The sequence below is a fragment of the Shewanella sp. YLB-07 genome (genome assembly GCF_009377275.1).
This window is the reverse complement of sequence record NZ_VOQB01000015.1, coordinates 65,568-78,235: the sequence shown is the minus strand read 5'-3', so window position 1 is coordinate 78,235 and position 12,668 is coordinate 65,568. Positions and strand designations below refer to the sequence as shown.

10 protein-coding genes are annotated in these 12,668 nt (G+C 47.3%); 7 read left to right on the top strand and 3 right to left on the bottom strand.

The annotated features are described in order from the left end of the window. Positions 1-64: 64 nt before the first annotated feature. Together rpmE and FS373_RS25675 are read right to left on the bottom strand one after the other, a co-directional pair. Entirely contained in the window at positions 65-277 is a 213-nt protein-coding gene (gene rpmE / locus FS373_RS25680) for a 50S ribosomal protein L31 (protein ID WP_005500300.1), read from the bottom strand. Positions 278-529: 252 nt separating this feature from the next. Beyond that, positions 530-1,312 carry a hypothetical protein gene (locus FS373_RS25675; RefSeq protein ID WP_144044592.1) on the bottom strand — a complete coding sequence of 261 codons (783 nt, stop codon included), beginning with the start codon at positions 1,310-1,312 and terminating at the stop codon, positions 530-532. 108 nt (positions 1,313-1,420) lie between these two features. On the opposite strand from FS373_RS25675, the gene priA reads away from it, so the two are divergent. The 6 genes from priA (at position 1,421) to FS373_RS25645 (ending at position 8,735) form a co-directional block, all read left to right on the top strand. Then, the gene (gene priA / locus FS373_RS25670) at positions 1,421-3,616 is read left to right on the top strand and encodes a primosomal protein N' (protein WP_152830894.1); all 2,196 of its coding nucleotides are present in this window, start codon (positions 1,421-1,423) and stop codon (positions 3,614-3,616) included. A 135-nt stretch (positions 3,617-3,751) separates the two neighbouring features. Next, positions 3,752-5,497 carry an arginine--tRNA ligase gene (argS, locus tag FS373_RS25665; RefSeq protein ID WP_144044590.1) on the top strand — a complete coding sequence of 582 codons (1,746 nt, stop codon included), beginning with the start codon at positions 3,752-3,754 and terminating at the stop codon, positions 5,495-5,497. A gap of 20 nt (positions 5,498-5,517) precedes the next feature. Beyond that, positions 5,518-6,105: an SPOR domain-containing protein gene (locus FS373_RS25660; RefSeq protein WP_152830893.1), complete on the top strand. Its 588-nt coding sequence runs from the start codon at positions 5,518-5,520 to the stop codon at positions 6,103-6,105. A 241-nt stretch (positions 6,106-6,346) separates the two neighbouring features. After that, positions 6,347-6,871, top strand: coding sequence for an ATP-dependent protease subunit HslV (gene hslV / locus FS373_RS25655; RefSeq protein WP_144044588.1), 525 nt, complete (start codon positions 6,347-6,349; stop codon positions 6,869-6,871). A 77-nt stretch (positions 6,872-6,948) separates the two neighbouring features. Continuing rightward, positions 6,949-8,274: an ATP-dependent protease ATPase subunit HslU gene (gene hslU, locus FS373_RS25650; RefSeq protein ID WP_144044587.1), complete on the top strand. Its 1,326-nt coding sequence runs from the start codon at positions 6,949-6,951 to the stop codon at positions 8,272-8,274. A 65-nt stretch (positions 8,275-8,339) separates the two neighbouring features. Beyond that, a complete protein-coding gene (locus FS373_RS25645; protein WP_152830892.1) occupies positions 8,340-8,735 on the top strand; it encodes a gamma-butyrobetaine hydroxylase-like domain-containing protein in 396 nt (131 codons plus the stop codon). A gap of 158 nt (positions 8,736-8,893) precedes the next feature. Here FS373_RS25645 and acnB read toward each other — a convergent pair whose 3' ends face one another. Next, complete coding sequence (acnB, locus tag FS373_RS25640) at positions 8,894-11,491, bottom strand: bifunctional aconitate hydratase 2/2-methylisocitrate dehydratase (protein ID WP_144044585.1); 2,598 nt, start codon at positions 11,489-11,491, stop codon at positions 8,894-8,896. A 427-nt stretch (positions 11,492-11,918) separates the two neighbouring features. Between acnB and hxpB the strand changes: the two genes are divergently transcribed. After that, positions 11,919-12,584 (top strand): hexitol phosphatase HxpB, encoded by a 666-nt coding sequence (gene hxpB, locus FS373_RS25635; protein ID WP_152830890.1) that lies wholly within the window; start codon positions 11,919-11,921, stop codon positions 12,582-12,584. Positions 12,585-12,668 lie beyond the last annotated feature (84 nt).

Genomic DNA, 12,668 nt, shown 5'->3' with positions numbered 1-12,668 from the left:
AAAACAAAAAAGGCACCATATAGGCACCTTTTTTGTTCGATATAAAAGAACTTTTAAGTAAAAGTTACTTCTTACCAAGAGCACCGAAGCGCTTGTTGAACTTATCGATACGTCCACCAGTGTCCACAATTTTCTGTGTACCAGTGTAGAATGGGTGACATGCACCACATACGTCCAAGTGCAGTGACTTACCTGCAGTTGAATTTATCTTGATAACGTTACCACAAGTACAAGTTGCAGTGATTTCTGCATAATCAGGATGAATGCCTGTTTTCATTTGGATTACCTCAAGTTGAAGGCCATGTCGCTCTTCCAACCCGAAGTCGGACACCACATGCGGTTAATAGAATATTCAGGCGCAAAATACTACAGGGTTTTAAAAAATATGCAAGAGGCAAAACAAACCGCTTCACAATTGCATTCTATGTATGTGATTTTTCTCTAATCTTGTATTACCAGCAGGCACGCAGTGCCGTCCTCGAAGGCGCAGCCGCTCTAAAAGCCTAGCGTTCGTCTCGGCTCTATACGTCTATAACGCTTCAAACGTTTGCTTCGCCATCTTAGGGTTCGAATACTTGTCCCTCAATCCATGCGAAGGACAGCGCAATGAGGCATCTGCCCGCAGGCCACCGATTTCACCTTGGTTGAAAGCCTTTGGGTTTGCTTCAAAAATGGCAATCATGGCACCGTAGGTGCTTATTCCCCACTCTTTCCCATGTTCAGTCCCAATGCGCCAGAGTGTCATTTCAGGAGTGTAAGAGAGTGTGCAGGATTTATCGATCAATGTATCCCGATATTGTGCTGATTTTTTACCCTGAGTAGTGGGAAGCTGAGTCGACATCTGACTCATGGTTGCGATCTTATAGCTTGAACTCGGCGCTTTCGATGATCTGTTCTCGACACTTAGGTGAGTGGCCGAAGACTTGACGGCAAGTTCCTGTGGTAACTGCTGCCCCTTAAACAAGGTAAATACTTTCACATCTCGCCATTTGTTGACCCGATACTCTCTGATCACTAAGGTTGCGCTCGGATCCACTACGTCTTCGACACCTGTCACCAACAAGAGAAAATTATTGATAGGCTTAACCATTAGCCTTTCTTCACCACTCGTCTGGCGGACAACAAACTGCATCTTGTCCAAACTGGCATCCTGAGAAACGATATTTAATCTGAATTTTGGATAGCCACCTAAAATAAATTGCTGTTCATTGATACTTACGTGGGAAATTTGTGCATCAGCATAACCAACCCCGATGAAGGGAGCTGTGATAAAAAGGATCAAGCACAGTGTCACTTTTATAATTATTTTCATTGAGTTAATTCCTTTTCTATACCTATTGGCATTATATAACAGTAGCCCTAATCGATCAGCCTAGGTACACTGTTTTATTCTTTGCTCTTTGATTAAGCCTGTCTGTCTATGCCCCTGTTCGTTGAGGTTGCTCTTCCCGTTCCTATGCGACAAACCTTCAGTTATAACGTACCTGAATCTGTCACATCTGTGCCTAAAAAGGGCATGAGAGTCAAAGTTCCATTCGGTCGTCAGCAGTTAATAGGTCTAGTCACTAAAACTAGCGATACATGTAACTTAGCACCTAATCAAATAAAATCTATCCTTGAACTGCTAGATGACGAACCTTTACTGCCTGATTCTCTTTATAAACTCACTGCGTGGGCGGCTAGATATTATTTCTGTAGTTTAGGCCAAATGCTGTCTCAGGCCCTTCCCGTCGCACTCCGTAAAGGCGCCGAAGTTAGCGCTGAAACCACAACATTTTGGTCCATGACTGCCGCAGGAACGGCTGCCTCGTTGGACACGCTAAAACGAGCTCCGGCACAGAAGAAGGTGATGGAAGCGCTACTCGCAGCTGAGATGACTCAAGAAGAACTCACCAGTTTAGCCCTGAGTAAGTCGGCAATTAAGGCCTTACAAGATAAAGGCTGGATAGCTAAAGATGAGCGCAGGAACCAGATAGATCTCAGTTGGCGAGACAATCTTGAGCTAGGGGAAGAGCCATTGACGCTCAACCCCGAGCAGGCAATAGCAGTCGCGACCCTCAATCAGCAATCAGGCTACCACTGCACCTTGCTCGAAGGCATCACAGGCTCAGGCAAAACTGAAGTTTACCTCTCCTTACTCGAATCTGTACTCAAACAAGGAAAACAGGCACTAATACTAGTTCCTGAGATAGGCCTGACACCTCAAACCATCAGTCGCTTCAAGAGCCGCTTCAAAGTTAAGGTCGCGGTCATCCATTCAGGATTAACCGACAACCAAAGATTAGCGGCATGGCGTCAGGCAAAAACCGGCGAAGCCGCCATCATCATAGGTACACGCTCGGCGCTCTTCACCCCTATGGCTTATCCCGGGACGATAATTTTAGACGAGGAGCACGATTCAAGTTTTAAACAACAGGAAGGTGTCGGCTATCATGCTAGGGACCTGGCAGTCATGCGTGGGCATCTGGAGAGGATCCCTGTCTTACTCGGTACTGCAACGCCATCACTGGAGAGTCTGCAAAATGCACTCAGCGGACGCTACAAGCACCTCGAATTAGGCCAACGAGCGGGCAACGCCGAGAAAGTCCGTCAGGGCATTATCGACATCAGCAACCAGCCCCTGAAAACAGGTCTGTCCCATGCTCTGCTCAACGAGATGCGGATCCATTTAGATGCCGGTAACCAGGTGCTCCTGTTCCTCAATCGCAGAGGGTTTGCACCCGCCTTACTATGCCATGAATGTGGCCATCTCCATGAATGCGATCGCTGCGACGCCTTCTTTACCGTACATCAATCTCTGGGTGAGATTCGTTGCCATCATTGCGGCAATCATTACGCCATTCCACGTCAATGTCATAAGTGTGGCAGCACCATGTTGATGGGCCAAGGTGTCGGCACTGAGCAGCTCGCCGAGGCATTGGAAAAAGAGTTCCCTAAATATCCAGTGGTTCGCATCGATCGCGATACCACCAGCAGAAAAGGCGCACTCGAGGCCCACCTTAATGCTATCCATAAGGGGGAATATAAGATACTGGTGGGTACTCAGATGCTAGCTAAGGGCCACCATTTCCCAGACGTCACCTTAGTCGGCTTGCTCGATGTCGATGGCGCCCTGTTTAGTGCCGACTTCAGAGCACCGGAACGTTTCGGGCAACTCTATACCCAAGTTTCAGGACGAGCGGGACGTGCCAGAAAACCAGGCACAGTCCTGATGCAGACACATCAGGCCAATAACGCCATTTTACGTGAACTCATGCATAAAGGTTATGGCGAGTTTGCCAGAGCACAGCTTAATGAACGTAAACAAGCACTATTACCACCGGCCTGGCATATGCTGTTGATACGCGCCGAAGCCCATCAGGCCATAGATGCCGATAACTTTCTTTCCCAAGTGGCTCAATTTCTCCCCCAAAACGATGAGTCCGAAGTTATAGGTCCCATGCCAGCGCCTATGGACAAAAAAGCCGGGAAATTCCGCAGACACCTGATTTTTCAGACTAAATCAAGAAACCAACTGCAACAGGCATTCGAACATGCACAGCCTCAAATTGAAGCTCTGCCGCTGGCTAAGCGTTGTAAATGGAGCTTAGACAGAGATCCACAAGATCTGCTGTAGGCTAAATTAACCTGAATTAACATAAAAAAATGCAATTTAATTGCCTCAGAGGATAGCAATTGACCACCAGTAGCGGCTAAAATATGCGGTTATCCCTAAATCTTTTTATCATTAGTAAGTAGCAATTAAACGCCAATGAAATCACATATTCAATCTTTGCTCATCCAAGCCCTAGACGTCCTTAAACAACAGGGGATTATCCCTACTGATTTCGAAGCTCGAATTCAGGTGGACCGAACAAAAGATAAAACCCATGGTGATTTCGCTACCAACCTGGCAATGATGCTCACTAAGATTGCCCGCAAGAACCCAAGAGAGATAGCTCAGCTCATCATAGACAGCTTGCCTCAAGACAGCCAGGTGGAAAAAGTTGAGATCGCGGGTCCTGGATTTATCAACTTCTTCATCGATGAAGATGCCTTAGCGAATCAACTGATGGCAGCACTAAAGGATGACCACTTAGGCATCAGCCTACCAGAGCAGCAAACCATAGTCGTCGATTACTCTTCGCCAAATTTGGCCAAAGAGATGCATGTTGGCCACCTACGTTCGACCATCATAGGCGACAGTGTGGTACGTGCCCTGGAATTCCAAGGCCATAAGGTGATACGTCAAAACCATGTGGGTGACTGGGGAACTCAGTTCGGCATGCTACTGGCCTATATGGAAGAGTTACGCGCTAAAAATGGCGAGCAAGCTCAGATGGAGCTTTCCGATCTCGAAACCTTCTATCGCGCCGCGAAAGTACGTTTCGACGAGTCGGAAGAGTTTGCCGTTCGTGCCCGTAAACTTGTGGTGTCACTGCAATCAGGCGATGAATACTGTAACAAGCTGTGGCGTGAATTTAACGACATTTCCCTTAAACATTGCCATGACGTTTATACGCGTTTGGGCGTGAGCCTGACCCGTGAAGATGTGCGTGGTGAGAGTGCTTACAACGCAGAGCTGGCTGAAGTAGTTAAGGAATTAGATACACAAGGGCTCTTGTCTGAAAGTAATGGCGCTAAAGTCGTCTTTCAGGATGAGTTTAAGAATAAAGAAGGCGAGCCCCTACCCGTTATTATACAGAAAGCGGACGGTGGCTACCTGTATGCAACCAGTGATATGGCGGCGATGCGTTACCGCTCAAACGTGCTAAATGCAGACCGGGTGCTCTACTTTGTCGATCTACGCCAGGCACTACACTTCCAGCAAGTCTTTAAATTAGCCCGTAAGGCAAACTTTGTTCGTCCGGAACTCAGCCTAGAGCATATGGGCTTCGGTACCATGAACGGTGCAGACGGACGTCCATTTAAGACTCGCTCCGGTGGTGTGGTTAAATTAGTCGACCTTCTGAATGAAGCCGATACCCGTGCATTGGAACTGGTTCGTAGCAAGAATCCAGACATGGATCAGGCGGAACTAGAAAAGATAGCCAAAGTGGTCGGAATAAGCTCAGTCAAATATGCCGATCTATCTAAGAACCGCACCAGCGATTACATTTTCAGCTTCGAGCAGATGCTAAGCTTCGAAGGTAATACCGCACCTTACCTGCTTTATGCTTACACTCGTGTAGCCGGTATCTTTAAGCGTGCTGCAGATATAGACCTAAGCGATGCTAAGATCGTATTGGCACACGACAAAGAGAAAAATCTGGGCAATAAACTCGCGCAATTTGGTGAGGTTCTGTCTCGTATGGTAGCAAAGGGGCAACCCCATGCCATGTGCGCTTACCTATTTGAACTTGCCGGTGCCTTCTCTAGCTTCTATGAAGCCTGTCCGGTTCTGGCTGCAGAAACCGAAGAACAGAAGAAGAGCCGCATGCTAATTGCACAACTTACGGCTAAGACACTGAAACAAGGTCTCGAGCTACTTGGTATTGAAACCTTAGACCGCATGTAACCAGACGGTATTTCAATACTATGACAAATCGCGATTACGCTAATAGAAAGCCAGCCAGGAAAGGTAAGGCAAAACCCAAAACGATACGTAGAAAGAGTCAGGCGCCTGCGCCCAGACGCTTTCCGCTGGTTTTGTTGCTGGTGACCCTAGGCCTAATCACAGGCTTCGGTTACTTCCTCTGGACCATCAACAACAGTGCTGAAGAGCTTGATGAAAAAAAGGCTCCTGTGGTTGAGCAAACTGATATCAAGCTCACTCAAAAGAAAGATCCTAAGGCTCTTCCTCCTAAGCCTGAAGAGAAATGGACCTATCAACAGGAACTGGTAAATAAGCAAGTTGAAGTCGATATTCCCGAGACCGCTGTCCAGACTCACCTCTATCAGATGCAATGTGGCTCTTTCAGGACCCAAGCTCAAGCTGAGCAGATGAAAGCGGTCATCGCCTTCCAGGGACTAGAATCCGACATTTCTAAAGTAAGAGGTACCACGGGTGACTGGTATAAGGTCAGCCTAGGTCCATACGAGCGCAAGCGTCAGGCCGAAAAACATAGACACATCTTACAGAAAGCTGGCATCAATGGCTGTTTCTTGATGTATGTGAAGAAGTAATAGCAAGCCTAATAAATATGCAGCCCGCAGCTAGATGAAACTTGGCAGAAAATGCTAAGACGACATACGCGGGCTATTTATAAGTCAGGCTATCGACCAGACAAAACTGACAAGGTGAACGTTACCTAGGCTATTTTCCTTTTTCCATACTTACTCCTTGATATTTCACTCACTCCCCCCCATATATTCTCTATCACCCGCTGATGCCATAGCAGCATCAGTTTGAGAAGAGGATTCATTCGTGACCACAATCGTATCAGTTCGCCGTAATAACCAAGTCGTCATAGCCGGAGATGGCCAAGTATCACTTGGTAATACCGTGATGAAAGGTAATGCCAGAAAAGTTCGTCGCCTTTATCATAACAAAGTCCTGGCAGGTTTTGCTGGCGGTACCGCCGATGCTTTTACCCTATTCGAACGCTTCGAAGCCAAGTTAGAGATGCATCAGGGACATCTGATGAAAGCCGCCGTTGAGATGGCAAAAGATTGGCGTAGCGATAAGATGCTACGTAAATTAGAGGCTCTTTTGGCCGTTGCCGATTCAGAGTGCTCGCTGATCATCACGGGTAATGGTGATGTAATACAGCCGGAAAATGATCTTATTGCTATCGGCTCGGGTGGCCCATTTGCCCAATCGGCGGCCACAGCTCTACTTGAAAATACCGAACTGACAGCAACTGAGATAGCAGAGAAGTCACTCACTATCGCTGGTGGTATCTGTGTGTTCACCAACCAGTTCAAAACTATCGAAGAATTAAATTACTGATCTCGAGTCGCATAGTTTCTATGACCAATGACAAGTAACGACTCCAGATTAAATGCTGAGATGCATGAGGAAAAAATATGTCTGAAATGACTCCACGTGAGATTGTCCATGAGTTAGACAGTCACATCATAGGCCAACAGAATGCCAAGCGCGCCGTGGCTATCGCACTGCGTAACCGCTGGCGTCGTATGCAACTCGATGCCGATCTGCGCCAGGAAGTGACCCCAAAAAATATCTTGATGATCGGCCCGACTGGTGTCGGTAAAACTGAAATTGCTCGCCGACTCGCTAAGCTAGCGAAGGCACCTTTTATCAAGGTTGAAGCCACCAAGTTCACCGAAGTGGGCTACGTAGGCAAAGAAGTTGAGCAGATTATCCGTGATCTCACCGATTCAGCCATCAAGCTGACTCGTGAAGAACATATGAAAAAGTGTAAGTTCAGGGCCGAAGAAGCCGCCGAAGAGCGAATTCTGGATGCTTTACTGCCCAAGCCTAAAGAGGATTGGGACAGTGAAACTAAAGATGACTCAGGCACACGCCAGATCTTTCGCAAGAAACTGCGTGAAGGTCAGCTGGACGATAAAGAGATAGAGATAGATGTTTCCGCACCTCAGGTTGGCATAGAGATAATGTCACCTCCAGGCATGGAAGAGATGACTAATCAGCTGCAAAGCATGTTCCAAAATATGGGGCCCGGTGCCAGTAAGCGTCGCAAGATGCCGATCAAGGAAGCTTACAAGCTAATGATCGAAGAGGAAGCGGCTAAACTCGTTAACCAAGAAGATCTGAAAGATCAGGCTATCGAACTCGTTGAGCAGCACGGCATCGTCTTCCTCGATGAGATCGATAAGATCTGTAGGCGCGGCGAAAGCTCGGGTCCAGATGTCTCACGAGAAGGTGTTCAACGTGATCTGCTGCCACTGGTAGAAGGTTGTACGGTTAACACTAAACACGGCATGGTTAAAACCGACCATATCTTGTTCATCGCCTCTGGTGCATTCCAGATGTCTAAACCATCGGATCTGATCCCTGAGCTTCAGGGCCGCTTACCTATCCGTGTCGAGCTGCAAGCTCTGACAGCCGATGACTTCAAACGTATCTTAACTGAGCCGCACGCGTCATTGACTGAGCAATACGTTGCCTTGATGGCAACCGAAGGCGTAAAAATCGAGTTTACCAAAGACGGTATCGATGCTATTGCCCAGGCAGCATGGCAGGTCAACGAACGCACAGAGAATATCGGTGCTCGTCGATTACATACTGTAATGGAACGCTTGATGGAAGAGCTATCCTATGGCGCCTCCGATAAGTCTGGCACTGAGTCTGTGATCGATGAAAAATACGTCAAAGACCATCTCGATGAGCTGGTACAAGATGAAGATCTAAGCCGCTTTATTCTATAATGTGCTTATAGGGCTTAGGCACTCAAACCTAGGCCCTGACTTTTTTTATACCACAGGCCAATATTATGACTTCTCCAGACTATAATCCGGTCGTTACCGCCCTCAAGCTTAAACGAAAATCTCGCCTGTTAGAGGTGACGTTCGATGACGGCAAGATCTATCAGCTAAGTTGTGAGATGCTACGTGTCTATTCTCCCTCAGCCGAAGTCCACGGCCATGGCAATCCGGTACTCGTCACCCACAAGAAAAACGTCAATATCAAGGCCCTGGATCCCGTGGGAAACTACGCGGTCAAGATAACCTTCGACGATGGTCATAACACAGGCCTATTTTCCTGGAAGGTGTTATATGACCTCGCCACTCATCAGGTCGATTTGTGGGAACAATACCTAGCCAGACTCAGAGCAGAAAAAGCCAGTCGTGAGCCCTTAATTGATATGGCAGTTAAGTATCATAATTAGTGTTAAGTCGAAAACAACACGCATAAAAAAGCTAGATTCATATTAATGAATCTAGCTTTTTTATTTAAGCTTTCACTATTTCTTGCAGCGAAAGGTCTTAGCAGGACCAAATACTCTCACTGAGCCTAGCGCTCAAGAGCACTAGGTCAGTGGTGAGTTTATACTGCCGACTGAAAGATGACTTCAGCCGCTTTTTCAGTATAAGACTGCATCTTATCGAAGTTCAGGTAACGATAGGTATCGGCCGCAGTCGCGTCCAACTCTTTCGCATAAGTCTGATATTCATCGGCAGAAGGCAGACGACCCAGCAGAGCCGCAACGGCAGCCAGTTCGGCAGAAGCCAGGTAAACATTAGCACCAGTACCTAGACGGTTAGGGAAGTTACGCGTTGAAGTCGAAACAACTGTGGCACCTTCGGCAACACGAGCCTGGTTACCCATACATAGAGAACAACCTGGGATCTCGATGCGAGCGCCTACACGACCGAAGATGGCGTAGTAGCCCTCTTCGGTAAGCTGGTCACGATCCATCTTAGTCGGTGGCGCAATCCATAGACGTGTCGGCAAGGTAGTGGCAAACTTATCCAGCATCTTACCCGTAGCACGGAAGTGGCCAATGTTGGTCATACAAGAACCGACGAAGACTTCGTCAATCTTAGTGTCCTTAACGTCTGATAGCAGTACCGCATCATCAGGATCGTTTGGAGCACAAAGAATTGGCTCTTTAATGTCGCTCAAGTCAATTTCGATAACTGCCGCATATTCGGCATCGGCATCGGCTGCCAGCAACTCAGGGTTAGCTAACCAATCTTGCATCGCGATAATACGACGCTCGATAGTACGACGATCCCCATAACCTTCGGCAATCATCCACTTCAACATCACTATGTTGGAGTTTAGATATTCGATGATAGGCTCTTTGTCCAGCTTGATGCTACAACCTGCAGCACTACGCTCGGCTGAAGCGTCAGACAATTCAAATGCCTGCTCAACCTTCAAACTTTCAAGACCTTCAATCTCAAGCACTCGGCCGGAGAAGAAGTTAACTTTACCTTGCTTCTCTACGGTCAAGAGACCCATATCGATAGCTTTAAGCGGAATTGCGTGTACCAGATCACGTAGTGTGATACCCGGTTGCATTTCACCTTTGAAACGAACTAAGACGGACTCAGGCATATCCAGAGGCATAACGCCTGTCGCCGCGGCGAAAGCCACCAGACCTGAACCCGCAGGGAAAGAGATACCAATTGGGAAGCGAGTATGCGAATCACCACCTGTACCTACGGTATCAGGCAGCAACATACGATTTAACCAAGAGTGAATTACTCCATCACCAGGACGAAGAGACACACCGCCACGGTTCATGATGAAATCAGGAAGCGTATGGTGAGTGTTCACGTCGACAGGCTTAGGATAAGCCGCCGTGTGACAGAAAGACTGCATGGTCAGATCGGCACTGAAACCAAGACAAGCCAGATCTTTAAGCTCATCACGAGTCATAGGACCGGTAGTATCTTGCGAACCCACAGAAGTCATCTTAGGCTCACAGTATTGGCCCGGACGAATACCGGCAACACCACAGGCTTTACCAACCATCTTCTGAGCAAGCGTATAACCTTTGCCCGTATCGGCCACGTCTTTTGGTAATACGAAGACTGTTGAGTCCTCAAGCTTAAGCACTTCACGAGCACGAGCTGTAAGACCACGTCCGATGATCAATGGAATGCGGCCACCAGCGCGAACTTCATCCATCAAGACAGCAGTTTTGAGACTAAACTCGGAGATAACTTCATCGCTATCGTGACGCTTAACTAGGCCTTGGTATGGGTAGATATCGATAACATCGCCCATGTCCATCTTGGTCACATCTAGCTCTATCGGTAGAGCGCCGGCATCTTCCATGGTATTGAAGAAAATAGGAGCAATCTTACCACCCAGACAGAAACCACCAGCGCGCTTGTTAGGCACATTAGGGATATCATCACCCATAAACCATAGCACTGAGTTAGTTGCCGACTTACGTGAAGACCCTGTACCGACAACATCACCCACATAGACGAGTGGGAAACCTTTAGTCTTAAGTTGTTCGATCTCCTTGATTGGACCGATAGTGCCAGCCTCATCGGGTACGATACCGTCACGCGCATTCTTTAGCATAGCTAATGCATGCAAAGGAATATCGGGGCGAGACCAGGCATCCGGGGCCGGAGACAAGTCATCGGTGTTAGTTTCACCTGTGACTTTAAACACGGTGAGAGAGATCTTCTCTTCAAGCTTAGGACGATTCAGGAACCAATCGGCATCGGCCCATGCATGAACGACCTGCTTAGCAAACTCATTGCCTGCTTGCATCTTCTCAACCACATCGTGAAAAGAATCAAACATAAGCAAAGTTTTTGATAAAGCTTTAACAGCAAGTGGCGCCAGTGCTTCAACATCTAGCTGATCAATCAAGGGCTCGATGTTATAACCACCCTGCATGGTACCAAGCAGTTCAACGGCGTGTGCCGATGTCAGAATTGGCGATGTAACTTCACCTTTGGCCACAGCATCCAGGAACCCGGCTTTAACATAGGCGGCTTCATCTACTCCCGGTGGAATTCTGTTCTCAAGCAGGTCGAGGATAAATGCCTCTTCTCCCGCAGGTGGGTTCTTGAAGATTTCAACTAACTCGGCCACTTGATGGGCATCTAATGGCTTAGGGACTACGCCCTCTGAAGCACGTTCTGCGACGTGTTTACGATATGCTTCTAGCACGGCAACATTCCTCTTTGTTTGGCGTTCTAACAACGAAACTGCACTTCCTGATATTGAAAGCTGACAGTCCTGCAGGCTCGACCTTTTTCTCACGACTTTTTTCTGGTGATTATTATACTATAGCTAAGCAAAAGTTTGAATCAGATCACACTCTTATCAGTCATCACCGAACCAAATAACCATGCCCATACCATGGTTACTAGCTTAGTTAATCTATAAATACCGCGAATAACATCAGTAAGCCCCAACACAAAAAAGCTAACACATTGAACCTTATAAGGTTAAATAAAGACCTAACAGTATCTATCTCCCCACACATTGGGTTTTAAGGTAAAAAACACTCAATAAATTATAGATGATTTCCCAAGAAACTGACGAAAAATAGGGGTACTATTCATGCTAGTTATAACGAATATATTGGAGCACTATGACCTCACCTAAGTTAAAAGCCATCATTTTCGACATGGATGGCATCTTGATCGATTCTGAACCCAGCTGGCAAGAAGCTGAATTTCAGACCATGAAACTCTTAGGGCTACCTATATGTTATGAGGACACACTTCAAACGACGGGGTTGAGAATCGATCAGGTCGTCGGCTACTGGTATCAGAGATTCCCCTGGGATAATTATGACAATAAACACACGGCTAACACCATAGTCAATCAGGTTGTGAGCGCGATTACGACTAGTGGCCAAGCCATGACAGGTGTAGAGAGTGCACTCGTATATTGCCGGGATAATGACTATAAGATAGGTTTAGCCACCTCCTCGTCGAGCCCAATCATAGAGGCTGTTTTAAACAAGCTCAACATAGCTCACTATTTCGATGCTATAGAGTCCGCCGAGCATCTTGCCTATGGCAAACCTCATCCAGAAGTGTACCTGAAGTGTGCCAAGGCCCTAGGTCTTGAGCCTATGACTTGTGTCGCCATAGAAGACTCCTTCAATGGCCTGGTTGCCGCGAGGGCCGCCAATATGCAGACCATAGCAATACCGGCTGTAGAACAACAAGATGAGCCCAAATGGATCATCGCCCACCAGCAGCTCAGAGACCTGACAGAATTGCCGGAATACCTAGGTGCTAGTTCCTAGCGTATAAATAAAAAGCCCACCAAATTGGCGGGCTAAAAATTTTCAGACTCTGCTCCCTCTCAAACCACGAAGTGGTATCAATAG